The sequence below is a fragment of the Pseudomonas sp. Tav-5-1A genome (assembly GCF_055755055.1).
The window spans coordinates 2386917-2412893 of sequence record NZ_CM146901.1 but is presented as its reverse complement, the minus strand read 5'-3'; the positions used below and the strand labels follow the sequence as shown (position 1 = coordinate 2412893).

Here is a 25977-nt window from a genome sequence, read left to right as displayed (position 1 = left end):
GCACCACAACGGCCCTCGGCGTACCGTGGGAGCGGGCTCTGCCCGCGAAGAACACACCACGGTCCGTCAGAAAGCCTGCAGTGCAACCTTCGCGGGCAGAGCCCGCTCCCACAGGGTTACCGGAATTCCCAGTCAGGGGCCGGTGATTGCAGCTTATCGGCCGTTCAGGCCTCTACACCGCCGGAAACATGAACCCGGAACAACTCTTGCTTGAAGTTTTTTCATGATGCCCCCGCTGACAAGGTAACCGCCATGACCCCTTCGCTGTTTTCCCCCGCCGCGCACCCAGGCTCCCGGGCGAACAACCGTGGGGTGTTGTCGGCGGCGGCCAACGGCCTGGACCAGTTCATCACCCACCACGGCGGCGACCTGGACCGGGTGTTCGGCCATGCCGGCATCGACGCTGAACAGCTACGCCACCCCACGCTGAGCCTGGCGCTGCCCAACTATTGCCAGGTGCTGGAAGAAGCCGCACGGCAGACCGGCTGCGATAATTTCGGCCTGCGCTACGGCGAGCAGTTCAAGCCCCAGGCCCTGGGGCTGCTGGGCTACGTGGGCCTGTGTTCGGCCACCCTGGAAGAGGCGCTGGTCAACTTCGCCCAGGCCTTCCCCTTCCACCAGCACAGCACCCTGATCCAGCTGGTGGACCAGGGCGAGTGTTACCGTTTCGACTATCAGGTGCGCCACGGCGCCATCCTCGAAAAGCGCCAGGACGCCGAGCTGACCATGGGCATGGCCATGAACCTGGTGCGCCACGTGCTGGGGCAGCACTGGGCGCCGCGCGAGGTGCAGTTCGAGCACGCACGGCCCATGGACTGGCAGGAGCACCGCGCGGTGTTCGACGCGCCGGTACGCTTTGACCAACCGTGCAACGCCATCCTGATTCCCAAGCAGGACCTGCAGGGCAAGCCCATGCCCGGCCATGACCCGGTGCTGCTGATGCTGGTGATGGATGCCATCCGCCAACTGGGCGACGCCGACGCCGGCCCGGATTTGCTGGAGCAGGCCCGCCAGGCCATTCGCGCGGTGTTGCACCAGGGCGAACCGGTGCTGGAACTGATTGCCGAACAGCTGGAACTCACTGATTCGGGCCTGCAACGCCGGCTGCGCGACTGCGGTTTGAGCTTCAGCCAACTGGTGGACCAGACCCGTCAGGACCTGGCCCGGCAGTACCTGCGCCAGCAGAACCTGTCCATTTCCGAGTTGGCGCCGCTGCTTGGCTACTCGGAAACCAGTGCCTTCTCCCGCGCCTTCAAGCGCTGGTCAGGGGTGAGTCCCCGCCAGTGGCGGCAGGCGGCTGCAAGATGACGGTGTCTTTCAGGAAATACCCGAGCATGAAGGACCTGTCGCCCGACTGGGAGACAAGACCTACCACCACAACGCGGTTGTCAGTCTGCACAAACATGGCCAACACCCTGTTGGTGCCGGGGTAATAACGCTGATTCCTGATCGTCACTACGCCCCCCTCGCCAAACGTTGCATCGAATTTACCATTCACACCAATGCGGCCAAATGCGGGCAGGCTCGCATTCGGATTCACCGGGTTGAGCCGGTATCCCCCGACAATGACGCCATTTCGCGGATCCTGTGCGCCACGCAGCCAGGTGAGCTCGCCCAGCTCATCCCCCAACAGCAACGGCTGCCCGCCGTTGAAATCGATATCCTGACTGCCATCCTGATTGACGCTCATCAGCAATCCGGAATCCTTGCTATCAGCCAGCCCTTTACCGACGGCGACCACGGCCCAGGTCAAGGCATGTTTGAGGAAGGTCCCAAATACCTCGACACCTGTCACAGGAGTAGCCGGGTAAACAAAGCCCCCTGGTCCAAAGCCCTCGTCCAGCGTGCCGTCAGGCGTGACGCCTACAAAGACGCCCGCTGGTGGTGCACCGGCTACTGCGGCTTCATGGCCTGCCAGGATGATACGGTTGTAGGGCTCTGGAATTTCCAGCGATTGCAAGTGCAGATCCTTAGGTGGCTGGCCAATGATATCCAACATGCCAGTCCCATTGAATGCAGGATCGAGCCGCCCCTGCAGATCGAGGCAGATCACCTGATTGGGTTGAGAAGCTCCGCCGGCGGCAAGGATGTAGATCCTGTCCGGCGTTACCCGAACCACCAACCGGTCCAAGGCCTCAACGCTGCGGACGCCAGAAGCGGGGCCGAGCATGGCATACCCTGGGGTGGCTGAATCGCCAAATGACGTCACGAGGCCGAGTTCACGAGTCACTTTGCCCAGGAACGGGAAATATCCTTCACGATCCGGCAGGGTAAACGCCCCCAGCGCAACTATGCCATCCGCCTGCAGGAATAAATCCAGGCCACATGCAGTGACCGCTCCATGGGGGAGACCGAAATACTCCTTACCTGTCGGCAAACCGTAGTCGTAATGCTGTGCGATGTAGAAATAGTTGGGATTACTCCACTGACCAGTCAGGTAGATTGATTTAAAACTCGCATTGTTATCGAACGTTGCGCCGTAGGTGAGATGGGGGAGCACACCGTTAGTGCCCCCGTAAAAAAGCGGGTCTTCTTCACCACTGCGATAATCAGTCATGGTCGCTACATTCCAGAGGTCAATGGACAGAAGTTCCATTAAGCGGCACTGGCCTGAAAGCCACAACTGACAGAACTGACAGGAACCAAATAGCCATCACTCGTCGGCAACCAACCCCAACCGCTCATGCCACTGGGCGATCGACTCCTGCGGGTAACCCTGGAATTGCTGGTCGCCCTTCTTCACCTGCACCTCCACCCACGGCGCCTTGGAATCGAGCAGCAGATGGGTGTGCTCCGGTGGCACCGGCAGCGGTGTGTCGATGGCACTGGCAAAGGGGTGGATCAGCTCCGGCCACTCCGGGCTGAACAGCCACAGCCCGCTGCCGCACCGGCTGCAGAAGTGCCGCTCGGCGCTGCTGACGTCGGTCTGGTTCAGGCGCGCATGGTAGATGCTGATGTGCTTGCGCCCCTTGACCTGCAAGGACGCGGCGTCGCCGCCCAGGTTGATGGCGTAGCCGCCACCGCCCTGGGTCTTGCGGCAGATGGAGCAGTAGCAGCGCTGGTACGGATAGGGGTGCTGGCTTTGGAGGCTGAACGTGACGGCGCCGCAGTGGCAGGAACCTTCGAGCAACATGGCGGGACTCCCCGGTGGTTAAGCGTTGCTACTCTAGACCACCGGGCAACCCGCGCCGTTCACACCGTGCGCAAGGCCCGGCCACTGGCGGCGACGAACGTCAGCAACAGCACCATCACCCCCAGCGCCACCGCCAGGCTGCTGGCGTGGGCGATGAAGCCGATGGCCGCCGGGCCGATGAGGATGCCGGCGTAGCCCAACGAGGTCATGGCCGGAATGGCGACGCTTTGGGGCATGGTCTTCTGCCGGCCGACGGCGGTGAACAGCACCGGCACGATGTTCGAGCAGCCGGCGCCCACCAGCGCGTAGCCGACCAGGGCCAACGCCCAGTTCGGCGCCAGGATCGACAACGCCAGGCCGGCCGCCGCCAGTGCGCCGCCGACGATCACCACGCGCGCGCCGCCCAGGCGGGTGACGATCACATCGCCGGTCAGGCGGCCGATGGTCATGGTGGTGGCGAACGCCGCGTAGCCGAGGCCGGCGTAGCGTGGGTCCATGCCATGGTCGCCCACCAGGAACACCGCGCTCCAGTCCAGCACCGCGCCTTCGGCCTGGAACACGATAAAGCACAGCACGCCCAGGAACAGCACGATACCCCGGGGACGCGCCAGCAGCGGGCCGGGCTCGCCGTTGCCGCTGGTCAGCAGGTGCGGGGCAGCGGCCCACAGCGCCAGCACGGTCAAGGCCACCACGCACAGCACCGCGGGCAGCGCCTCAAGGCCCAGGCTGAGCAGGCCGGTCATGCCCGCCGCCCCGGCAATGCCGCCAACGCTGAACAGGCCGTGGAAACCCGACATCATCGCCCGGCCGCTGGCGCGTTCCACCAGCACCGCCTGGATGTTCATGGCGCAGTCCAGGGCGCCGATGCCGGCGCCGAAGCAGAAGATCGCCGCCATCAGCAGCCACGGGTTGGCCACGGTGGCCAGCAGCGGCATCACCAGGCACATCACCGCGCTGCCCACCAGGATCACTCGGCGGCAGCCGACCCGGGCGGTGAGGTAGCCGGCCACCGGCATGGTCAGGATCGAGCCGGCGCCCAGGCACAGCAGCAACAGGCCGAGCATGCCGTCGTCGAGGCCGGCGCGCAGCTTGGCCAGGGGCACCAGCGGCGCCCACGACGACATGGCGAAACCGGCGATGAAAAAGGCCACGCGGGTGGAAAAGAATTCCTGCTTGCCAGGCTCCGCCTGGATTGCCGAAGAAGTGGAAGACATGGGGAGACAGCCTTATCTCGCTGAACGGAAATGTGCGAACTACCTTGGTGGCGCCCCAAAAAAATTGCAACCCCCGCCCAAGGCGTTACCCCCCCCCGACGCAGCCTGGCGGCAGCTGCTACGGGCAATTTGCGCATTTTCCCCGTAGCAGCGGCCGAAGACCGCGTCCCGCGGTTACACAAATGTCTTGCGAACTTGCAGGGCTTTTGTCGATCAGTTCCTAAGACCCCTGTCGGCAAGCAAGGAGAAATCGGGTGCTATCCATGAAGGCCAAAACATTTCTGCCCTGGGTGCTGGGCCTGCTGCTCAGTGTCAACCTCGCTACCGCGGCCACCCCAGCAGCCCCAGCGCCGGCGAAACCCGAGGTGCTGGTGCAGGGCGGCCTGCTCAGCACCCTGTCGTCGGGGATCGACGAGGTGCAGGACAGCCTCGACCTGGACGGCCACCTGGCCGACAGCTGGCGCCTGCGCGCCGACCGCGCCGCCGATGAAGTCGGCGACCTGGTCAACCAGCATTCGGCGCGCTCGGCTCTGAGCCTGGCCGGCGACTTCGCCCTGCTGACCCTGTGCTGGGTGGGTATCTTCGCCGTACTCAGCCTGCTGGGCCGCTGGATCGCCCGGCGCGCGGCGCGCCAGCGCTTCATCCACCAGCGCCCGCGGGTGCAGGGCCTGCTGGACTACCTGCTGCCGTTCACCGTGCCGGCGCTGATCAGCCTGCCCCTGACCCTGACCATCAGCCACAACCTCGACGGCTCCGTGGCTCGCGCCCTGGCCCTGTGCCTGGCCTACGCCACCAGCAGCGGCCTGGTGTCGAGTTCCATCATCCTCTGCCTGATCGTGCTGTTCGACAGCGGCCACCGCCGGACCGCCGTGCGCATCCTGCGCCAGCGCGCGCCGCGGCGGCTGTTCGTGATCGGCTTCCTGGCGGCCCTGGGCGATGCCCTCAACAGCCCGCAGATCGCCCGCCAGCTGGGCGGCAACATCACCGCCAGCCTGGCAGTGCTGTGCGGCCTGCTGGCCACCCTGGCCTTCGCCGTGCTGGTGATTCGCATGCGCCGCCCGGTGGCGCACCTGATCCGCGACCGCTCGCTCAAGCAACGCCTGGAGCACCGCGCCGTGCAGGAATCGCTGCGCATCTTCTCCGGGGTGTGGTACCTGCCCATCCTGTTGATGATCCTGGTGTCCATGGTGCACCTGATCGGCGCCGGGGCCGAGAGCCAGCAGGCGCTGCAAAGCGCCCTGCTGACTACCCTGCTGCTGGTGGGCACGGTGTTCCTCAGCACCTTGCTGCAGCACCTGTTCAAGCCTGGCGAAAACGCTCCGCGGCAAAGCCGCCGGCCCTACCTGGAACTGTTGCGCAGCCTGGCTCACGCGCTGTCGCGCATCGCCATGGCCATCGCCTTCATCGAACTGCTGGGGCGCATCTGGGGGGTGTCGATCCTCACCTTTGCCGCGCAGAACTCCCTGGGCCGGGCCATCAGCGACTCGTTGAGCAGCATCGGCCTGATCCTGCTGGTGACCTGGCTGCTGTGGGTGGTGATCGACACCGCGATCCAGGAGGCGCTGACCCCGGCAGTGGGCAAGCGCGCCGGCCGCGAGCCCAGCACCCGGGTCAAGACCATCCTGCCCATGCTGCGCAACGCCACCAAGATCGTGCTGGTGGTGATCTGCGCCATCACCACCATGGCCAACCTGGGCATCAACGTCGCGCCGCTGCTGGCGGGCGCCGGGGTGGTGGGCCTGGCCATCGGCTTCGGCTCCCAGCAACTGGTACAGGACGTGATCACCGGGTTGTTCATCCTGATCGAGGACACCATCGCCATCGGCGACTGGGTGGTGCTCGACTCCGGCCACGCCGGCACCGTGGAAAGCCTGACCATCCGCACCCTGCGCCTGCGCGACGGCAAGGGCTTCGTGCACTCGGTGCCGTTCGGGCAGATCAAAGCGGTCACCAACCAGTCGCGGCAGTTCGCCTACGCGTTCTTCTCGGTGCAGGTCAGCTACGACAGCGACATCGACACCGCGCTGGAGCTGATCCGCGAGGCCGGGCGCTCCATCAGCGAGGACATCGTGCTCAAGCACAACCTGCAGGGCCCGCTGCAGGTGTTCGGGGTCGACAAGATGGACCTCAACGGCATCTCCCTGACGGCCCAGTTCCGCACCATATCCGGGGGGCAGTATGGGGTGAACCGGGCATTCAACGAGCGCTTGAAAAAGCTGGTGGACCAGAGCGACAACGTACGGTTTGCGCAGTACTCGCAGCCGGTGCTGGCGGTGTCGTGATCAGGGCTGTTCGCCGGCGAACACGCTCACCGCCTCCACCGCCCTGCCCGCCCCCTCGCAGATCTGCACGATCACCTCGCCTGCCTGGTCGGCCAGGGCCACGCTGCGACCGGCCTGCTCGCGGGTGGCGTCCATGCTGGCGATGGCCGAGCGGGTTTCCTGCTGGATGCGCTCGATCATCGCCGAGATCTCCGCGGTGGAGCCGCTGGTACGCCCAGCCAACTGCCGCACTTCGTCCGCCACCACGGCAAAGCCACGGCCCATGTCGCCGGCGCGCGCGGCCTCGATGGCAGCGTTCAGGGCCAGCAGGTTGGTCTGGTCGGCGATACCGCGAATGGTGTTGACGATGGTGGTGATCTGCTCGGAACGCTGGCCCAGGTGGCCGAGCATCTGCGAGGAATGGTCGATGTTAGTGGCGATCTCGCGCATCTGCCCGGCGGCCTGGTGGATCACCTCGGTGCCCTGCTCCGCCGCCCGGCGGGTGTCACGGGAAATGTGATAGGCACGGGCGGCGCTCTGGCCGTCTTCGGCCTGCTTGAGGATGCGCGCGGTGATGTCGGAGGCGAACTTGACCACCTTCACCAGCCGCCCGCTGGCGTCGAATACCGGGTTGTAGTTGGCCTCCAGCCACAACACCTGGCCGCGCTTGCCCACGCGCTCGAATTGGCCGCTGAAGAACTCGCCCTTGTTCAGGCGCTGCCAGAAGCTCTGGTAGTCCTTGCCCTTGAGCACCGCGGGCGGGCAGAACAGGCCATGGTGCTTGCCACGGATTTCCCCCAGGCTGTAGCCGGTCACGGCGAGAAAGTTGTCATTGGCGCTGATCACCCGGCCGTCGGGCTCGAACTCGATAACCGCCATGGCCCGGTCGATGGCGTGCAGGCGCCCCTGGGCGTCGTTGTCGCGCTGCACGCGGCCCGTCACGTCGGTGGCGTATTTCACCACTTTCACCACCCGCCCCTGGGCGTCGCGCACGGCGTTGTAGGTGGCTTCCAGCCAGATCGGCGCGCCGCTGGCGTCCACGCGCTGGAAGGTGTCGGCAATGAATTCACCGGCCCTCAGCCGCGCCCACAACTGGCTGTACCCGGCGCTGCGGGCGTAGTCGGGGCTGCAGAACAGGCGGTGGTGCTGGCCGATGACCTGCTCGGCGCGGTAGCCCAGGGTGCGGAGAAAGTTGTCGTTGGCGCGCAGCACCACGCCGTCGAGGTCGAACTCGACCACCGCCATGCTGCGTTCGATGGCGGCCAGCAGGCTGGTCTGCTGGGCCAGGCGTTGTTCCAGGTCGGCATTGGCCTGCCGCAGGCGGGAGCTGAAGAACATGGTCGCATCTCGTATACGCAAGGTGAGGTTGATGCTCGACCTTGAGCAGACAGACGTACATGTCGATCGCTGGCCCGGGGGCCACTGCAGCGTCGTGTCGGGGAGTTGATAGCAATGTGCCAATACTCACCAGATCCTATACAAGACCTGTACAAAGCTCAACGCCCCGTCAATAAAAAATGGTACGGACGTGCCGCGCCGCACGAAAAAAAACCGCCCCCTGAAACAGGAGGCGGTCGCGGGTTACGGCATTCGACTCAGTGCATGAACAGCGCGATCAGGATGATGACCGGGATCGGCACGCCGAGGAAAAACAGCAGTAGTGAGCGCATGGTGGTTCTCCTGTTAGCGGATCGGGGCGGTGGTGGTGTACGCGGTGGCAGGGATGATCACCACGGCGTCACGGCGGCGACCGCCGTAGGTAGCCGCCAGGCTGGCGAAGAAGGCACCGCACAGCAGGGCGACGAACATCCACAGCGAGGTGTAGGCGGCGACCTTGGCGGCGGCATCAGCGGCTTTCTGCGCGGCGACCTTGGCGTCTTCCACGGCCTGGCGGGCCTGGCCGTAGACCTGGTCCACGCGCTGCTGGGCCTGCTCGGGGGTCAGGTTGGTGCGTTGGGCCACCAGCTGTGCCAGGTAGGCACGGTCCTCGGCGCTCAGTTGCCCGCCGTTGTTGACGGTGCGGGCGAATACGCGGGTGACCTGGGCGTGGGCGGCGTCATCGCTGACGGCGGCCGGGCGGTCGTCACGGAACAGGGTGTCGACGAAGTAGCCGAACGGGTCGCTGTTGCCCGAGGCCTGGGCGCCGGCAGAGGCGCTGGCGGCATTCACGGCGCCGGAGGCCATGGTGGCGCCGGCTTTCACGCCGCCACCGACCACGCCGCTGACCGAACCCACCACCAGGGTGGCGGTCACCAGGGTGGCCACGGCCCAGGCCAGAAAGCCGTGGGCGGTGTCGCGGAAGTACACCTCGTCACCGTGCACCGTGGCCCACTTCACCCGCAGGCGGCCGGCGATATAGCCGCCCATGCCCGAGGCGATGATCTGGGTCAGGGCCAGCCAGACAATGGCCGACACCCCCAGGGTCTTGGCGCTGGCGCCCTCCCCGGCCCACGGCGACACCGCCGAGAAACCAAGGCCGAAGCCCAGCAGCACGAGTATCAGCGACAACGCGGCGGCCGCGGCGGCCCCGGCGAATATCGCTGCCCATGAAACGCCCGAGTGGTTGGACCCCTCGGCGGCAGTGCTAGCAAGTTCAGCGTTCGTGATCATTATTGTGGTGCTCCCGGCAAACAGTCAGTGAGACATGCACAGGGAGTGGTGCAGGCCTCATGCCAGCGGCGGCGGAAACTTGTTGTCTTTTAATTCAAGCACTTACTAATCCCGTCGGGAAAAGCGTCATGCAAAGTGCATGATTGGCCCCCGCGGCGGCAGGCGTAATGCATCCCCATGGCTTCATGATGGCCGTGCCGGCGCTGTGCTTAGATGAGGGCTGTGCCCATTAGCCTTGCCGGAGCTGCCATGTCCTCGTCCCTTAAAGACCACCTGCGCTTTCACCGCGAACACGATCACCTGAACACTACGTTCGGCAATGACACCTTTGCCCTCAAGGCCGAGGCGTTTGCGCGCTTCTTCGGCACGCCGACCTTCCTGGGCGCGCAGACCTTGGTGGTGGCGCTGTGGGTGCTGGCCAACGTCACCGGGCTGACGACCTTCGACGTCTACCCGTTCATTCTGCTGAACCTGGCCTTCAGCCTGCAGTCGGCCTATGCCGCGCCGTTGATTTTGCTGGCACAGACCCGCCAGGCAGCGCGGGACAAGGCGCAATCGGAGGCGGACGCGTTGCACCGCGAGGACCTGGCCAAGGCCAACGTCGAGCGCCAGGAGCGGGCGGAAAAGAATACCGCGCTGCTGTTGCAGCTGATGGACCAGAACACCCAACTGACCGAGACCACCCGCCAGTTGGCCGAGCGGGTGGAGACGTTGACCAAACAGATTCACGAAAAGCTGGTGTGAGCCGCGGCCGTCTTCGCCGCCGATACGGTGGCGCGGCGGGGACGCGGCCTGGCGGCCGCTGCTACGGGGGCTGGGCGTCCCGTCGCAATACCGTGGCGCGGCCTGTCGGCTTAATCCTTCAGGGCCTTGCCCAGGGTCTCGATGTTGGCGCGGTAGAAGCCCAGGTAGGTGCTGGCCGGGCCGCTGGCGGTGAGGGCGTCGGAGTACAGGGTGCCGCCGATGCGCGCACCGCTTTCCTCGGCGATCTGCTTGAGCAGGCGCGCGTCCTCGATGTTCTCGATGAACACCGCCTTGATATGGTCGGCGCGGATCTGGCGGATCAGCGCCGCCACCTCGCCAGCCGACGGCTCGCGCTCGGTGTTCAGGCCCTGGGGCGCCAGGAACTGGATGCCGTAGGCCTGGCCCAGGTAGCCGAAGGCGTCGTGGGAGGTGACGATGCGGCGGTTGCCCTCGGGCAGGCTGTCGAAGGTCTGCTTGGCCACGGCCAGCAGCGCCTGGATCTGTGCCACGTAAAGGTCGTGGTTATGCTGGTACTGGCTGGCGTGGGCCGGGTCCACCTGGACCAGGCCACGCAGGATGTTGCCGGCATAGATCTCGGCGTTGGCCAGGCTGTTCCAGGCGTGCGGGTCGGGCACGGTCTGGCCTTCTTCATCGAGGGTGCGCGGCAGCACACCCTGGCTGGCCTTGATCACCTTGGCGCGGGTCTCGCTACTGGTCACCAGGCGGTCTAGCCAGGGTTCGAACGACAGGCCGTTCTCGATGATCAGGTCAGCCTGCTGCACGTGCTTGGCGTCGTCGGGGGAAGTCTCGTAGACGTGGGCGTCCTGGTCGGCGCCCACGACGTTGTCCAGCTGGATGTAGTCGCCACCAATCTGCCGAGTCATGTCGGCAAGAATGCTGAAGCTGGTCACCACCTTCACCTTGTCGGCGGCCTGGGCGAAAACGGGCAACAACACGGACAACAGCAGGATCAACGCGCGCATGGTTCGACTCACTGGGGGATGGGCGACCCGTCACGGCGCAACACGCCATGCACCGGGCCAAACAGCACGGACAACAGGTAGCCGGCACCGGCCACCACGACAATCGCCGGGCCACTGGGCAGCGACAGGTAATAGGAGACCAGCAGGCCGAGCCACACCGACACCGAGCCGATCAGCGCCGCGCACAGCAGCAGCACCGGCAGGCGCCGGCTCCAGAAGCGCGCGGCGGTGGCCGGCAGCATCATCAGGCCGACCATCATCAACGCGCCGATGGCCTGGAAGCCGACCACCAGGTTGAGCACCACCAGCCCCAGGAACAGGCCATGGGCCAGCGGGCCGAAGCGGCTGACGCTGCGCAGGAACAGCGGGTCGAGGCTATCGAGCACCAGCGCCTTGTAGATCAGCGCCAGCACCGCCAGGCTGCCGATGGCCACCCAGACCATGGCGTCGAGGGTGGTCTTGTCCACCGCCAGCGCCGAGCCGAACAGCAGGCCCAGCAGGTCCAGGCGCTTGCCCGCCAGGCCCAGGATCAGCACCCCGGAGGCCAGGGAAATGGGGTAGATAGCCGCCAGGCTGGCGTCTTCGCGCAGGCCGGTGTTGCGGCTGATCCACGCCGCCAGCCCCGCCACGGCCAGGCCGGCGGTGAGCCCGCCCAGGGTCAGGGCCGGCAGCGACAGGCCAGCGATCCAGAAGCCGGTGGCCGCGCCGGGCAGGATGCCGTGGGCGATGGCGTCGCCGATCAGGCTCATGCGCCGCAGCACCAGGAACACCCCCAGCGGCGCGGCGCTGGCGGCCAGCAGCAGGCCGCCGAACAAGGCACGGCGCATGAAGGCGAATTCAACGAAGGGTTGCCACAGGTGCGCCAGCATCAGGCCACCTTGCGCAGGCTGGCGCCGGCGATCAGCTGTTCACTCTGGTCCAGCCGGCAGCCCTGGGGCGAGATCAGCAGGCATTGGTCGATGCGCTCGCGCACCGCCGCCAGGTCGTGGCACACCAGCACCAGGGTGCGGCCCTGGTGGTGCCATTGCAGCATCTGCTGCCACAGCAGGGTCTGGCTGGCCTCGTCCAGGCTGGCGTCGGGTTCGTCCAGCAGCAGCAACGGCGCCTCGGTGAGGCTCAGGCGCGCCAGCAGCGCGCGCTGCAGTTCGCCGCCCGACAGCGCCTGCAGGTGGCGGTTTTCCAGGCCACCCAGGCGCCAGTCGTCCATGGCCCGGCCCAGGCGCACGCGGCGCTCGGCACGGCTCAGGCGGCTGCCCCAGAAGCCGGCGCTGACCAGCTCGCCCAGGCTGATGGGGAACTGCCGGTCGATGGCCTGCTGCTGCACCAAGTAGCCGATGCCGCCGGTGCGCGCGTCAACCTTGAGGCTGCCCGCCAGCGGCCGCTGCAGCCCGGCGATGCACTTGAGCAGGCTGCTCTTGCCGCAGCCGTTGCCGCCGATGACCGCGGTCAGGCTGCCGGCCGGCAGGTGCAGGTCCAGGGGCGGGGTCAGCGGGCGCGCGGCCGGGCCCCATTGCAGGTGTTGGCAGGTGATCAAGGGCGGCCCCCGGAACGAAGCGGGCAATAGAAGAAGGGCAATGGCATGGGTCTGGGCAGTGTCAGCGGGCAATGTTGGTTATGATATAACATCTTTTGCCACCGCAGATGAAAAATCTGTCATCCCCCCGACGGTTCGTATTGCCCTGCTTTTCCCGTTATCCTGAGCGTCGTTCGCGCGCTGCGCCACGCTTTTGCTTTTCGCCTGCCCATTACAAGGAACCCATAATGTCCAAGATCATCCTGGTACTCAACGGCCCCAACCTGAACATGCTCGGCCTGCGCGAGCCGACCGTGTACGGCCACGAGACCCTGGCCGACGTCGAAGCCATGGCCACCCGCCGCGGCGAGGAGCACGGTTTTACCGTGGAGTGCAAACAGACCAACCACGAAGGCGTGTTGATCGACTGGATTCACCAGGCCCGCGGTCGCGTGGCCGGTATCGTCATCAACCCCGGCGCCTGGACCCACACCTCGGTGGCCATCCACGACGCACTGATCGCCAGCGAAGTGCCGGTGCTGGAAGTGCACATCTCCAACGTGCACAAGCGCGAAGCCTTCCGCCACCACTCCTATGTCTCGCTGGTAGCCCTGGGCGTGATCGCCGGCTTCGGCACCCAGGGCTACACCCTGGCCATCGACCGCTTCGCCACCCTTCTCAAATAAGCCGCCACATATCGTGCCTGTAGCAGCGGCCCCAGGCCGCGTCCCCGGCGCCGCGTGCTTTCAGGTACACCGTTGGCGGGGCCGGACGCTGCCTTCGGCAGTTGCTACGGGGGCGCGAGCCGCCAAAATCCGGTCTATGCTTGCTGGACGCCGCTTCCCGAATGCCGTCAGGGTCGGCAAGCCATTGGAATATTTACCAAAACAGGGAGTACGCGATGACCGCAGCGGCGTTTGGCACCCTCAATTTGAGCCTCGGTGCGCTGGATGACCAAGTGATCGGCGAGGTGCGCAACCGCATCGGCCACATCACCCTCAACCGCCCCACCGAGCTGAACGCGCTGAACCTGGACATGGTGCGCACCGTGCAGGGCTACCTCGACGCCTACGCCAGCGACCCGCATATCCACGCAGTCATGCTGCGCGGCACCGGCCGTGGCTTCTGCGCCGGCGGCGATGTGCGCTGGCTGTACGACACCTACCTGGACGGCACCCAGCGCCACGAAACCTTCTTCACCGAGGAGTACGCCCTCGACCAGTGCCTGCATAACTACCGCAAGCCGGTGCTGGCACTGATGGACGGCTATACCTTGGGTGGCGGCATGGGCCTGGCCCAGGGCGCTGACCTGCGCATCGTCACCGAGCGCAGCCGCATCGGCATGCCCGAGGTGGCCATCGGTTATTTCCCCGACGTGGGCGGCAGCTACTTCCTGCCGCGCATTCCTGGCGAGCTGGGTATCTACCTGGGGGTCACCGGCGCGCAGATCCAGGCCGCCGACGCCTTGTACTGCGGCCTGGCCGACTGGTACGTGGACAGCGGCAAGCTGGCCACCCTGGATGAGCGCCTGGATAAGATCAGCTGGTCCGACTACCCGCTGAAAGACCTGCAAAGCGCCTTGGCCAAGCTGGGCGTGCAGACCTTGCCCAACGCGCCGCTGGACCGCCTGCGCCCGGCCATCGACCACTTTTTCGCGCTGCCCGACATCGCCAGCATGATCGAGCAGCTGCATCAGGTTACCGTCGCCGACAGCCATCAGTGGGCTGACGCCACCGCGCAGCTGATGAAGCAGCGCTCGCCACTGGCCATGTCGGTCACCCTGGAAATGCTGCGCCGGGGCCGCCACCTGAGCCTGGAAGCCTGCTTCGCCATGGAAATGCACCTGGACCGCCAGTGGTTCGCCCATGGCGACCTGCTGGAGGGGGTGCGGGCGCTGCTGGTAGACAAGGACAAGCAACCGCGCTGGCGGCCAGCCACCCTGGAGTTGCTGGACCGCAAGCAGGTGCAGCAGTTTTTCGAAGGGGTGTGAGGCCCGCTTCAACCATCGACTCGGTTGCCCTCAAGCCATTCCTGGGTCACGCGCAGCAGCTCGGCTTCATCCTGCAACCGCTGTTGCTCCCTGAACCAGTCATAGATCTGCAGTTCCACGCCGTCGCTCAGGGTGATGCGCAAATGCTGCGGCACCCCCTCGGCGTTGCGCCAGGGGATGGGCGCCTGCAGCAACGGTGAGGTAAATTCGCCCAGCACCGCCACGGCTTCCTCCAGGTCGGCGCCCGACAGGTCGAAACTGTCGACGATGGTAGCAGCATCGAAGGCTGGGTCCTGCAAGTTGGCCGCCTCGCTGGTCGCATCGAGAAAGGCCGTCAACACGTTGTCCCAGCGCTGCTGCACTGCCGTGAACGGCGCGGGCCGCACCTGCCGCCAGTAGCGGTTCCAGAACGGTTGCTGCACCAACCAGTCGCCGAAGGCGGCCGGGGTGTCCTGCATCCGCACCGCAGTTGCCACGCGTGCAATCATGGCCTCGGTGGCGTGGGCGGCGTACAGGCGCGGGGGCTGGGGTAGCAACCGCAGTTCGGTGACCAGGGCATGGCGCAGGTAGAGGCGCATCTCGACCTCGTCAGGGGTGTAGTCCAGCAGGTCCTCATCGCTGATGTCGTCCAGCGGCTCGAGCGGCGCTTCCGGGCCTACGCCCCATAACCAGGTGCGCCGCCGCTCGCGCGCCGCCTCGATCAGCCGGGCCAGGTCGTCCACCAGGCGCTGGCGGAACAGCCGCCAGCCCAGGTGCGCCAGCGGATCGATCATCGCCTCGCCCCCTTCGATGGCCGACGACGCCGCCTGCCAGGCCTGCAACGTGGTTTCCAGTTCGTCCACCAGGGTGCTGATGCCGTCGCCGCAGGTGTCGATCACCAAGTCGGCCTGGGCCAACAATTGCGTGCGCAAATCCTCCAGGCCCAGGCCATCGCCGGGCAGGGCATCGGCGGCAGGCACCACCGCGTCCACCAGGGCCCACATGCGCCGGCGCACGCCGTTCGGGTCCAGGGTGTAGCCATGGGTATTGGGCACCTGGTCCAGCACCCGGTAGAAATTCTGCGCTTCGGGCAGCAGGCGGTCGGCCTCGCTGCGGGCGACCAGGTCTGCGGCTGCCCCTTCCAGCCAGCCGCGGCTCAGGGCCGGCCGTGGCGCAGGGGCCAGCTCGGGGCCGACAATCCCGATGCGCGCAGCGCGCAGGGTAGCCAGGCTTTCGGTCGACCATGGGTTGCCGTTGAAATTGACCATGATATTGTCGCCCAGGCCTGCCAGCACATCGACTGGCAGCGGCCCCACGTCGACCATCTGGTTGTCGCCCAGGTTAATGTCTCGCAGCTCCATGGGGTTGCGTTCAAGCAACGTGTCCAAACCGGGCGGCATGTCCAGCAGGCCGCTGTTCCACAACCCAAGGGTACGAAGCTGGTGGAAGCTGCCAACGTCCGGCGGGACGATCAGGAAGTTGTCGCTCAGGTCCAGCCAGCGCAGGTTTACCAGCCTGGCCAGCGCTGCCTGCCGTGTGGCGTTGAGGTCAACCCAGGTGCGGCGCAGGCGCAGGTCGACAAGGGTATCGAGCTCGCCGAGCACCTCGAATGCCGCGTCATCCAGCGTAATGGCGTTGCTCGACAGGTCGAGCCAGCGCAGTTCCCTGGCACGCCGCAACGGGGCCAGCGCCGTGGCGCTCAAGGCACGGGGCCGCGGCACGCCCTCTTCAACCGTGGTGCGAAAGGCAAAGTCCAGCTCCAGGCGGGCGATGGCACTCTCGCGCCCTTCAGGGAACAGGCCTTCGAACACATCATCAGGCATTTCCAGCACATTGCCGTCCAGCCGCACCACCCGCAGCCGCTGCAGGCTGCCCAAGGCCGCGGGGATTTGCGTCAGGCGGTTGTCGCTGAGGGCCACATCGGTGACGTTGGGAAACTGGCGCAGGAAGGCCGAAGGGTCCTCCTCCAAAGCCAGGCGAGCCATACCCAGGCTACGGGCGTACGGGAACTGGGCAGTGAGCACCGGCAACTCACCCACGCCCCGCCAGCCACTGAGGCTGAGATGGCGATTTTCCCAACGCCAGACCCCCAGCAACTCCTGGCGAAAGTGGATGCGCACGGCGCCCTGGTCCGGGCTGGTATTGGCCTGCACCCATTCGTCCAGGCTGCGTTCAAGCACCCGCAACTCCTGCTCCAGGCCGGTGAGGGCCACCTCGAAATCGGCATGGCGTGAGCGGATCCAGGCGAACAACTCTTCCTGATTATTCTCGCCGACCCAGGGAAACAGCCGCCGCACGCGCATACGCTGCCACCACCCCGCCTGGCCGCGGCCGCTAAGCACATAGCCGATGTGCTGGCCTTGGCGCGTCGGCGCCTGGAACCATGGCCGCAGCCGGCGCTGGCCCAACAGCAAGGCGGCGCGCTCACGACGGGTGGCCGCCTGGCGCAACAGCTGCAGGCGCAGACGCTTGGCGGACGAGATATCCATGGCCTGGCGCACCTCCGGCGGCAAGGCCTGGGCGATGACCTCGAAGAGGTCCTGGGCCAGCGACAGCGGCTGCGCCTGCGTATCGAACGCCTGGTACACGCCTTCGCGCCGTACCACGCGGATGACCTGGCTGGCGGCTTCCGGCCCCGCCGCGGCCAGGGGCGACAACGTTTCACTCACCAGTTCGAAGCGGATATCGGCTGGCCAGCCAGCCAGGGTGTCGAGGAAACCGAACACCAGCACATCGCGGTCCGGCGACGGCCGACGGCCATCCACCAGGCCTTCCATGGCGCGATTCAAGCGCAGCTCGCGCAGCTCCAGGCGTGCCTGTTCACCCAGGCGGGTGGGCACCTTGCCGGCAGTACCCAGCTGCTGGTACTCCACTTCAGTGGCTTGAACGGCAATCTCGTTGGCAACGCGCACCGGCAGGCCGGGAAAATCCCGCCGCAACGGTTCGGCAGCAGGCAGCAACCGTGGTTGCTGGCGCGCGACAATGCCCGCCACGATCTCCGCACGGGCACGCTCGGCCTGCAACGCCAGTGCATCGGCGAGGGCGGCAGCCTGGGCGTGGAGTGTGGCGCCGAGGACCTGGGGCAATAGCTCGGCGCGTTGCCCCGGCGTCAACTGGCGCAGTACCTGCGGGGCCACCTCACCGGCCAACCAGTCTTCACGGCGCAGGACCACCCGCCCACCGCCCTCACCCGGCAGCCGGTAATCCAGCACGCGCCCGTCCTCCAGGGCAATGCTCAAGCCCAGGCTGCGAGGCCACGGCTGCAGCCGGGCAAGCAGCGGCATCACATAATCACTGCCCTCGCCCAGCGGCCGCTGGCCGGCCAGTTGCTCCACCAGCACGTCCACCTGGCGCTCGCCGCGCAGCCGCGTCAAGCTGTCTTCCAGCAACGCTGGCATCGGCGCACGGTTGACGTGCAGCGCGCGCAGCTCGCGGTCGGCCACCCCGCAGGCACGGCGCACGCGGAACAACTCTTTGTCAGTGAAACCGTCGGTCAGCGGCCCGAAACGGCGCACCAGCGTTGCCCCTTCCCATTGCAACGGATCCTCCAGCACATGCTGCCAACCACCGCCGCCATTGTGCCGCAGCACCGGCCGGTAACGCCCGGCCAGCCGGGGGTGCTCCAGCAGCCATTGGCCGCTGTGCGGGTCCCAGGCCTGCTGGTACAGCCGGTCATCCAGGGTAATGTAGTGGCCACCGTTGATCTCGTACTGGCCCTGGGCGTTGGGCTGCAAGCCTTCCGGCAGTGCCAGGTCGCTGGCGTAGGGCGCAAGGTCAGGGTGAATCAGGCTGGCTGCGCCGCTGCTATCCGCCACCGGCACCAGGCTTTCCATGAACGGCGAGCGCGCGATGGCCACGCCGCCCACCACCCCCGCCGCCACCATGGCCAGGCTCTCTGCCACGCTGGCGAAGTGCGCCATGGCCTCTTCGGTCTGGCCGTGCTGCCAGTCATCGACGCCCACGCACAGGTCCCGAACCAACTGCTCGGCGCCTACCACCGCCATCAGCGCACCCACCCCGGGCACGGCGAAGGCGGCCAGGTTCAGCAGGTTCAGGCCCGCGCTTTGCCACCAGGCCACCCGTGCCCGGCGCGCCTGCTCATCGTGCTGGGCGGTGGGCACCATCTGCGCGAGGGCGTTGCGCTGCACCAGGTCGACGTACATCTTGAACAGCAACCGCGTCAGGCTGATTTTCTGCCCCGGCAGCACCAGGCCGATGTCAGCCTCGGGATCCGGGGTGCCGGGACGTGGGAACTGGCCTGGCAGCAGCACCGGCGGCGGTTTCAGGGTGTTGTTCAGCCGTTCGAAGAAGCCCGACGCCTGCTGATGGTCGAGAAAACGTTCGAAATAGCGCTGGTAGCCCCGGTCGCGCAGCTTCTCGCGCAGGGCGTGCTCGAACGCCGTGCGGTTGGGGTATTGCTTCAACGGCTGGTCGGGGTCGCCGGGCAAATACACCACGCACGGCCCCGGCACCTTGCCCACGTAGCGGCGGCTGATGCACAGGGCGCCCAGCAGCTCCACCGGCTCGTGATAACGCGTGCGCAGCAGCCTGATCTTTTCCACGTAGGCCTTCTGCCCATCCCACATCGGCACCTGGTTGGCCGATTGCGGCTGGGTGAATTGCAACAGCATCTGATAAGCCGTCTCGGACAGGTCACCTTTCATGAATGCTGTGACCGCCTCCACTTCCAGGCGGTCGCGCAGGTGGAACTTGAGCAGCGTGCGCTGCTTCTGCGGCGCCAGGTCCTGGCCGGGGGCCTTGTAGCGACCCATGCCACACACCGCCTCGACGTGGCCCTGGTACTGCTCGCCCAAGTCCAGGCGGCGGCATAGCTGGGCGAAGGCATGGGGGGCAAGGTCGACCACCTTGGATTGCGAGTAGGTGTAGCGCAGGCTGCCTTTATCGGTCACCTCGAAGCCGAAAACGCCTGCCGGGAGAATTACCGAGCCGCGCTCGAAGCCATCCGCCTGGGCGTCGCCGGGGGCGAAGTTCTGCATCGCAGCTTCCAGCAGCGTCTGCCGTTGCGGCCGCAGGCGGCTGTACAGCGCATTCGCGTCACGGGTCATGCGCACCAGCTCATGCTCGGTGACGTTGAGCTTCAGCGCTGGGTACTGGCGGTCCAGCTCCGCCTGCAGCAACGGTGCGCAAAACGCCGCCGGGGCCTGGAGCTGGTCCATCAGCGGCCGGGCGGCGGCAGTCGAGCGGGAACTCAGGGCGCTGCTGTCGAAATAGCGCTGGCGCAACGCCGCCGGGGCGCGGATCAGCCAGGCCGGAAGCACGGCGTCTATCAGCGCGCGGTGTGGCGTGCGTTCGTCGGGGAGTAGATCAAGGGACATGCCGGTAGCTCCATCTGCCGGGCCTGCCGTGGAAGTACGGCAGGCGGGGCAACAGTGAAGCAGTTCACCGGGCAGGCAATGGCATAGATAGTTAGGCGGCCTTCGACGCGGCGCGGCGCCGCTGCTACAGGGGCTTGTCGTCACCTTCGCACAGCGAGGCCGGCGGCGCCTGGGCAATGCGTGCCAGCCCGGCGTTGACCTGGGCCGGCACGTTCAGGCCATTGCCGCCAGGCTGCGTCCGGCACGCTACCACTGCCTACGAAAGAAACGCTTACGATTATTTCCATTCCTTCAGGCAAGGTTTGGATACCCTGCCAGCCCATTCGGGGAGCTCATCACCCTTCCATCACCGGCACACCGGCCTTGTCTAAACCGTACTTTATAGACTACAGTGGCATCATTGAAAAAGATCGAATCCAGCAAATTCCGATCCTGGCTTACCAAGCTGAAGGACGACATAGGTCGAGCCCGTATTACCGCACGGATCAACCGACTGGCAGAGGGGCTACCTGGCGACGTTGCTTCGGTCGGCCAAGGGGTGTGGGAATTACGTATTCATTTCGGGCCCGGCTATAGGGTGTATTTTCACCAGCAAGGCGACACATTTATCATTTTGCTTTGCGGTGGTGACAAGGGAAGCCAGAGCCGTGACATCGAGGCGGCCCAGCAAATCCTGCAAGCGTGGAGAGCACAACATGACTGAGACCTTCAAAGACTTTGATCCCGCTGAATACCTCACCACGCCCCAAGCGATTGCCGAGTTCATGAACGACGCCCTGGAAACCGGCAATGCCGGGTACGTCGCGAAGGCCCTGGGCGTGGTGGCGCGCGCCAAGGGCATGACCGAATTGTCGAGGGAGACCGGCTTGTCGCGGGAACAGCTTTACCGCTCATTCAGCGATCAGGGAAACCCGACCTTGAAAACCTTGTTGGCAGTAATGAAAGCCCTGGGAATTGATCTCGCCGCGCGCCCACACAGCGCGACCTGATCAGGACCGGTGCAAGCGTGGGCTTTCATGTAGCAGCTGCCTCCATGCGCCCGGGGCTCAACGCCCCTTGAACCGCGCCTCGCGCTTGGCGATGAACGCCGCCATGCCTTCTTTCTGATCCTCGGTGGCAAACGCCGCATGGAACACCCGACGCTCGAACCGCACGCCTTCGCTGAGGCTGACCTCGAAGGCGCGGTTGACGCTTTCCTTGACCATCATGGCCACCGGCAGCGACTTGGCGGCGATCTGCGCGGCGCAGGCCATGGCTTCCTCCAGCAACTGCTCGGCCGGCACGATGCGCGCGACGATGCCGGCGCGCTCGGCCTCCACCGCGTCCATCAGGCGCCCGGTGAGGCACAGTTCCATGGCCTTGGCCTTGCCCACGGCGTGGGTCAGGCGCTGGGTGCCGCCCATGCCCGGCAGCACCCCGAGCTTGATTTCCGGCTGGCCGAAGCGCGCGGTGTCGGCGGCCAGGATGAAGTCGCACATCAGCGCCAGTTCGCAGCCGCCGCCCAGGGCAAAGCCGGCTACCGCGGCGATCATCGGCTTGCGCCGGTTGGCGATGCGGTCGGTCTCGCTGAACAGGTCGTCGAGGTAGATCTGCGGGTAGGTGCGCTCGGCCATTTCCTTGATGTCGGCGCCGGCCGCAAAGGCCTTGGCCGAGCCGGTGATGACGATGCAGCCGATGTCACGGTCCGCGTCCAGCACGTCGAGGGCCTGGTTCAGCTCACTGATCAACTGGGCGTTGAGCGCGTTCAGCGCCTCGGGCCGGTTGAGGGTGACCAGGCCGACATGGCCACGGGTTTCCAGCAGCAGGGTGTGGTACGCCATCAAGCTATCTCCTTGTTATAAGTTGCGCGCAATGACCATCCGCTGGATGTCGCTGGTGCCTTCGTAAATCTGGCAGATGCGCACGTCGCGGTAGATGCGTTCCAGCGGAAAGTCATTGAGATAACCATACCCACCCAGGGTCTGCAACGCGTCCGAGCAGACCTTTTCGGCCATTTCCGAGGCGAAAAGCTTCGCCATCGATGCCTCCACCAGCGCCGGCTGGCCGGCATCGCGCAACGCCGCGGCGTGGTAGACCATCTGCCGGGCAACGCTGATCTGCGTGTGCATGTCGGCCAGGCGGAAAGCCACGGCCTGGTGTTCGAGCAGCGGCTTGCCGAAGCTTTCGCGTTCGCGGGCGTAGTCGCGCGCCACCTCGAATGCGGCGCGGGCCATGCCCACCGCCTGGGCGGCGATGCCGATGCGCCCACCCTCGAGGTTGGCCAGGGCGATCTTGTAGCCCTGCCCTTCGCTGCCCAGCAGGTTCGCCGCCGGCACGCGCAAATCCTCGAACACCAGCTGGCAGGTGTCGGACGCGTGCAGGCCGAGCTTTTCCTCCACCCGCACCACCTGGTAGCCGGGGCTGTCAGTGGGCACGATGAAGGCGCTGATTCCGCGCTTGCCCGCCTGCGGGTCGGTGACCGCGAAGACGATGGTCATGCCGGCGTTGCTGCCCGAGGTGATGAACTGCTTGCTGCCGTTGATCACGTAATGATCGCCGTCGCGGCGGGCACGGGTGCGCAGGTTGCTGGCGTCGGAACCGGCCTGGGCCTCGGTGAGGGCGAAGGCGCCGAGCATGGCGCCGCTGGCCAGGGGTTGCAGGTAAAGGGCCTTCTGCGCCTCGGTGCCAAAGTTGAGAATGGGCACACAGCCCACCGAGTTGTGCACGCTCATGATGGTGGAGCAGGCGCCGTCGCCGGCGGCGATTTCCTCCAGGGCCATGGCGTAGGCCAGGTAGCCGGTGTCACAGCCGCCCCACTGCTCGGGCACCAGCATGCCGAAGAAGCCCAGCTCGGCCATCTCGGCCAGGGCTTCGCGGGGGAAGCTGTGGTCGCGGTCCCACTGGGCGGCGAACGGCCGCAGGCGCTCCTGGGCGAACTGGCGGGCGGCGTCGCTGATCTGGCGTTGTTCGTCATTGGCTAGCATGGCAATTCCTTAATAGACGCATTCGATGGCCACGGCGGTGGCTTCGCCGCCGCCGATGCAGATGGCGGCAATGCCGCGGTGCAGCTGGCGTTGGCGCAAGGCGTTGAGCAGCGTCACCAGGATGCGCGCGCCCGAGGCGCCGATGGGATGGCCCAGGGCGCAGGCGCCGCCGTGCACGTTGACCTTGGCGTGGGGCAAGTCCAGGGCCTGCATGGTCACCAGGGTGACCACGGCGAAGGCCTCGTTGATCTCGAACAGGTCGACCTCGGCCAGGTCCCAGCCGGTGCGTTTGACCAGCTGTTGAATAGCGCCGATGGGCGCGGTCGGGAACAACCCCGGCGCGTCAGCGAAGGCGGCGTGGCCATGGATAATCGCCAGTGGCTGCAAGCCACGGTGGCGCGCTTCGCTCTCGCGCATCAACACCAGCGCAGCGGCGCCGTCGGAGATGGAACTGGCGTTAGCGGCAGTCACCGTGCCGCCCTCGCGGAACGCCGGCTTGAGGCTGGGAATCTTGTCCAGGCGCGCCTTGGGCGGCTGCTCGTCGTCGCTGACCAGCCGGGTGTCCTTGCCCACCCGCACGCTCAGCGGCACGATCTCGTCCTTGAACTGGCCGTTGGCGATGGCCTGCTGCGCGCGGGTCAGCGAGGCGATGGCGAAGTCGTCCTGCTGCTGGCGGCTGAAGCCGTTGGCCTGGGCGCAGTCTTCGGCGAAGGTGCCCATCAGCCGGCCCGGCTCGTAGGCGTCCTCCAGGCCGTCGAGGAACATGTGGTCCAGCACCCGGCCGTGGCCCATGCGATAGCCGCTGCGGGCCTTGTCCAGCAGGTAGGGAGCGTTGCTCATGCTTTCCATGCCGCCGGCCACCACCACGCTGGCGCTGCCGGCCAGCAGCTGGTCGTGGCCGAGGATGACCGCCTGCATGCCCGACCCGCACATCTTGTTCAGCGTGGTGCAGGGCGTCGCCTGGGGCAGCCCGGCGCCCAGCGCGGCCTGGCGTGCCGGGGCCTGGCCAAGGCCTGCGGGCAGCACGCAGCCCATCAGCACCTGGTCGACGGCGTCGGGCGCCAGGCTCGCGCGGCTGACAGCGGCGCGGATGGCCTCGGCGCCCAGCTGCGGCGCGGTCAGGCTGTGCAGGTCGCCTTGCAGGCCGCCCATGGGCGTGCGCACGGCGCTGACGATGACAACCGGGTCGTGGTTCATGGTGCTCTCCTTCATGTTGCGCTCCTTCATGTCGCGGCCCTTCATTTAGCGGCCATGCGCAGGGCGCCGTCGAGGCGGATCACCTCGCCGTTGAGCAGGCGGTTTTCGAGGATGTGGCGCACCAGCGCCGCGTATTCGCTCGGCTGGCCCAGGCGCGGCGGGAACGGCACGCCGGCGGCCAGGGAGGCGCGCACCTCGTCGCTCATGCCGGCCATCATCGGCGTCTCGAAGATGCCTGGGGCGATGGTCATCACGCGGATGCCGAAGCGCGCCAGCTCGCGGGCGGCCGGCAGGGTCATGCTGACGATGGCGCCCTTGGAGGCGGCATAGGCGGCCTGGCCGACCTGGCCGTCGTAGGCGGCGATGGAGGCGGTGTTGATGATCACCCCGCGCTCGCCGTCCTCGCCCGCCTCGGCCTCGGCCATGGCCGCGGCGGCCAGGCGCATCAGGTTGAAGCTGCCGACCACGTTGATGTCCAGCAGGCGGCTGAAGCTGTCGAGGGCGTGGGGGCCCTGCTTGCCGAGGATTTTTTCGCCGGTGACCACGCCGGCGCAGTTGACCAGGCCGTGCAGGCCGCCGTAATGGCTGAGCGCCAGTTGCACGGCGGCCTCGGCCTGGTCTTCGCGGCGGATGTCGGCCACCGCGCAGCGGCTACGGTCGCCCAGTGCCTGGGCCTGGGCGGCCACGGCGTCGGCGTTGAGGTCGACCAGCACCACGTTGGCGCCGGCCTCGACGAGCATGCGCGCAGTGGCGGCGCCGAGCCCCGAGGCGGCACCGCTGACCAGGAAAGTCCGTTGGGCAAGTTGCATGGAGCGCGTCCTTATTGTTGTTGGCGTCTCCCTGAAATATGGCCCCGCCCTGCCCGCGCGGCAATGGCCAAAGCGCTCAGCCGGGGTGAGCGGTTTGGCCAGTACCGGCCAGGATCAGGCTGCGGTACTGCCCCGGGCTTGCCCCCGACCATTTGCGAAAAGCCTTGTAGAACGAGCTGGCATCGGCGAAGCCCAGGCGCTCGGCGATGCTCTCGAACGACAGCGGCGCCTCGGCCAGCCAGGCCATGGCCAGCTCGCGGCGCACGCTGTCCTTCAGGCCCTGCCAGGTCTGCCCTTCCTCGGCCAGGCGGCGGCGCAGGGTGGCCGCCGACAGGTGCAGCTGGCGCGCCAGTTCCTCGGCCTCCGGCCAGCTGTGCGGCGGCTGCTCGCGCAGCTGCTGGCGCAGGCGCCGGGCCAGGCTGTCGGGGTCGCGGTACTTGACCAGGATGTTTGCCGGGGCGCGGTTGAGGAAGCGCTGCAGCTCTTGCGGCGTGCGCCGCACCGGCAGGTCCAGGCAGTCGGCGGCGAAGATGATGCGCGTGCGCGGCCGCTCGAAACGCAGGTTGTGCGAGAACATCACCCGGTAGTCGTCGCAATAGGCCGGCGCCGGGCCGCGCAGCTCCACCGCCAGGATGGGAATGCGCCGCCCGGCCAACCAGCAGGCCACGCCGTGGACGATCATCCAGTAGGTGAAATAGGTGAACGCGCGGCGCGGTGGCAGCGCGGCGTCGTCGATGACGATAGCCGCCAGGCCGTGCTCGCGCACCAGCTGCGCGGGCAGGTCCTGGAGCATCAGCGACAGGAAGCCCAGGGCGCTGTCCAGTGCCGCCGCCAGGGCCGGCTGGGCCATGGCGCCGCGGCACAGGAACGCCAGGCTGCCGGAGCGCAGCGGGCGTGGGTCCATGCCGAAAAACTCGTCGTCCCGGCGCAACGCCAGGTGGCGCCACAGCCGCGCGTAGAGCAGCACCGGCACGCGGGCGTCGGCCTGCTGCAGCAGCGCCGGGTCGATGCCGACTTCCGCCAGGAAGGCCACGGGGTCGACGCCGCTTTGCTGCAAGGCTTCGCGGACCATTTGCATGGAGATGGTGTCTTTTTGCGCCATGGGCGAACTCGTCGGACGGATAACGCATCCTACCCCATCGCGTAGCCGCTGCCGAAGGCTGCGCTGGCCCTGTGCCTCACGGCAGATTTGCAGTGCACATGAGGGCCAGCGCAGCCTGGCGGCAGCGGCTACGGTGCGGTGGT

General features: G+C 66.7%; 21 protein-coding genes. 7 read left to right on the top strand and 14 right to left on the bottom strand.

The features are described 5' to 3' along the window. Positions 1 to 252: 252 nt before the first annotated feature. A complete protein-coding gene (gene qhpR, locus AC0J42_RS11015) occupies positions 253 to 1308 on the top strand; it encodes an AraC-like transcriptional regulator QhpR (RefSeq protein ID WP_473006156.1) in 1056 nt (351 codons plus the stop codon). Here the strand turns inward: qhpR and AC0J42_RS11010 are convergent. From AC0J42_RS11010 to AC0J42_RS11000, 3 genes are read right to left on the bottom strand one after another with little or no spacing between them, the layout of a single operon-like run. After that, entirely contained in the window at positions 1253 to 2596 is a 1344-nt protein-coding gene (locus AC0J42_RS11010; RefSeq protein WP_473006155.1) for a hypothetical protein, read from the bottom strand. The genes qhpR and AC0J42_RS11010 overlap by 56 nt on opposite strands. A 57-nt stretch (positions 2597 to 2653) precedes the next feature. Next, complete coding sequence (locus tag AC0J42_RS11005) at positions 2654 to 3133, bottom strand: GFA family protein (RefSeq protein WP_473006153.1); 480 nt, start codon at positions 3131 to 3133, stop codon at positions 2654 to 2656. Between the two features lie 59 nt (positions 3134 to 3192). Beyond that, positions 3193 to 4347: an MFS transporter gene (locus AC0J42_RS11000; RefSeq protein ID WP_473006151.1), complete on the bottom strand. Its 1155-nt coding sequence runs from the start codon at positions 4345 to 4347 to the stop codon at positions 3193 to 3195. A 263-nt stretch (positions 4348 to 4610) separates the two neighbouring features. Here AC0J42_RS11000 and AC0J42_RS10995 point away from each other — a divergent pair, with 263 nt between their 5' ends. Continuing rightward, positions 4611 to 6629: a mechanosensitive ion channel family protein gene (locus tag AC0J42_RS10995; protein ID WP_473006150.1), complete on the top strand. Its 2019-nt coding sequence runs from the start codon at positions 4611 to 4613 to the stop codon at positions 6627 to 6629. Here AC0J42_RS10995 and AC0J42_RS10990 read toward each other — a convergent pair whose 3' ends face one another. Both AC0J42_RS10990 and AC0J42_RS10985 read right to left on the bottom strand, forming a co-directional pair. Next, positions 6630 to 7946, bottom strand: a complete 1317-nt coding sequence (locus AC0J42_RS10990) for a methyl-accepting chemotaxis protein (protein ID WP_473006148.1) — start codon at positions 7944 to 7946, stop codon at positions 6630 to 6632. A 345-nt stretch (positions 7947 to 8291) separates the two neighbouring features. Then, entirely contained in the window at positions 8292 to 9218 is a 927-nt protein-coding gene (locus tag AC0J42_RS10985) for a hypothetical protein (protein ID WP_473006147.1), read from the bottom strand. 249 nt (positions 9219 to 9467) lie between these two features. Between AC0J42_RS10985 and AC0J42_RS10980 the strand changes: the two genes are divergently transcribed. Further along, a complete protein-coding gene (locus AC0J42_RS10980) occupies positions 9468 to 9962 on the top strand; it encodes a DUF1003 domain-containing protein (RefSeq protein WP_416423590.1) in 495 nt (164 codons plus the stop codon). Between the two features lie 110 nt (positions 9963 to 10072). Here the strand turns inward: AC0J42_RS10980 and AC0J42_RS10975 are convergent, their stop codons facing one another. Genes AC0J42_RS10975 through AC0J42_RS10965 form a run of 3 tightly spaced genes read right to left on the bottom strand, consistent with a single transcriptional unit; the run spans position 10073 to position 12479 of the window. After that, positions 10073 to 10945, bottom strand: coding sequence for a metal ABC transporter substrate-binding protein (locus AC0J42_RS10975; RefSeq protein ID WP_416423588.1), 873 nt, complete (start codon positions 10943 to 10945; stop codon positions 10073 to 10075). A gap of 8 nt (positions 10946 to 10953) precedes the next feature. Then, the gene (locus AC0J42_RS10970; RefSeq protein ID WP_455925730.1) at positions 10954 to 11814 is read right to left on the bottom strand and encodes a metal ABC transporter permease; all 861 of its coding nucleotides are present in this window, start codon (positions 11812 to 11814) and stop codon (positions 10954 to 10956) included. Then, positions 11814 to 12479, bottom strand: coding sequence for a metal ABC transporter ATP-binding protein (locus AC0J42_RS10965; protein WP_416423586.1), 666 nt, complete (start codon positions 12477 to 12479; stop codon positions 11814 to 11816). Before AC0J42_RS10965 ends, AC0J42_RS10970 begins: the two co-directional genes overlap by 1 nt. A gap of 227 nt (positions 12480 to 12706) precedes the next feature. Here AC0J42_RS10965 and aroQ point away from each other — a divergent pair, with 227 nt between their 5' ends. Further along, on the top strand, positions 12707 to 13144 hold the full coding sequence (gene aroQ / locus AC0J42_RS10960; protein WP_416423585.1) for a type II 3-dehydroquinate dehydratase: 438 nt from the start codon (positions 12707 to 12709) through the stop codon (positions 13142 to 13144). A 215-nt stretch (positions 13145 to 13359) separates the two neighbouring features. Continuing rightward, positions 13360 to 14448: an enoyl-CoA hydratase/isomerase family protein gene (locus tag AC0J42_RS10955; protein ID WP_473006146.1), complete on the top strand. Its 1089-nt coding sequence runs from the start codon at positions 13360 to 13362 to the stop codon at positions 14446 to 14448. 8 nt (positions 14449 to 14456) lie between these two features. On the opposite strand, the gene AC0J42_RS10950 is transcribed toward AC0J42_RS10955, so the two are convergent. Continuing rightward, positions 14457 to 19763: a dermonecrotic toxin domain-containing protein gene (locus AC0J42_RS10950; RefSeq protein WP_473006145.1), complete on the bottom strand. Its 5307-nt coding sequence runs from the start codon at positions 19761 to 19763 to the stop codon at positions 14457 to 14459. Between the two features lie 400 nt (positions 19764 to 20163). On the opposite strand from AC0J42_RS10950, the gene AC0J42_RS10945 reads away from it, so the two are divergent. Both AC0J42_RS10945 and AC0J42_RS10940 read left to right on the top strand, forming a co-directional pair. Then, entirely contained in the window at positions 20164 to 20466 is a 303-nt protein-coding gene (locus tag AC0J42_RS10945; protein ID WP_416423582.1) for a type II toxin-antitoxin system RelE/ParE family toxin, read from the top strand. After that, positions 20459 to 20752: an addiction module antidote protein gene (locus AC0J42_RS10940; RefSeq protein WP_416423581.1), complete on the top strand. Its 294-nt coding sequence runs from the start codon at positions 20459 to 20461 to the stop codon at positions 20750 to 20752. The genes AC0J42_RS10945 and AC0J42_RS10940 overlap by 8 nt, the downstream gene beginning before the upstream one ends. 57 nt (positions 20753 to 20809) lie before the next feature. On the opposite strand, the gene AC0J42_RS10935 is transcribed toward AC0J42_RS10940, so the two are convergent. The 5 genes from AC0J42_RS10935 to AC0J42_RS10915 all read right to left on the bottom strand — a co-directional run bounded on the left by AC0J42_RS10935 (position 20810) and on the right by AC0J42_RS10915 (position 25834). Next, positions 20810 to 21583, bottom strand: coding sequence for an enoyl-CoA hydratase (locus tag AC0J42_RS10935; RefSeq protein ID WP_473006144.1), 774 nt, complete (start codon positions 21581 to 21583; stop codon positions 20810 to 20812). Between the two features lie 15 nt (positions 21584 to 21598). Continuing rightward, positions 21599 to 22726, bottom strand: coding sequence for an acyl-CoA dehydrogenase (locus tag AC0J42_RS10930; protein WP_473006143.1), 1128 nt, complete (start codon positions 22724 to 22726; stop codon positions 21599 to 21601). 9 nt (positions 22727 to 22735) lie between these two features. Then, on the bottom strand, positions 22736 to 23923 hold the full coding sequence (locus tag AC0J42_RS10925) for an acetyl-CoA C-acyltransferase (protein ID WP_473006842.1): 1188 nt from the start codon (positions 23921 to 23923) through the stop codon (positions 22736 to 22738). Between the two features lie 41 nt (positions 23924 to 23964). After that, the gene (locus AC0J42_RS10920; protein ID WP_473006142.1) at positions 23965 to 24732 is read right to left on the bottom strand and encodes an SDR family NAD(P)-dependent oxidoreductase; all 768 of its coding nucleotides are present in this window, start codon (positions 24730 to 24732) and stop codon (positions 23965 to 23967) included. A 76-nt stretch (positions 24733 to 24808) separates the two neighbouring features. Beyond that, positions 24809 to 25834 carry an AraC family transcriptional regulator gene (locus AC0J42_RS10915; protein WP_473006141.1) on the bottom strand — a complete coding sequence of 342 codons (1026 nt, stop codon included), beginning with the start codon at positions 25832 to 25834 and terminating at the stop codon, positions 24809 to 24811. Positions 25835 to 25977 lie beyond the last annotated feature (143 nt).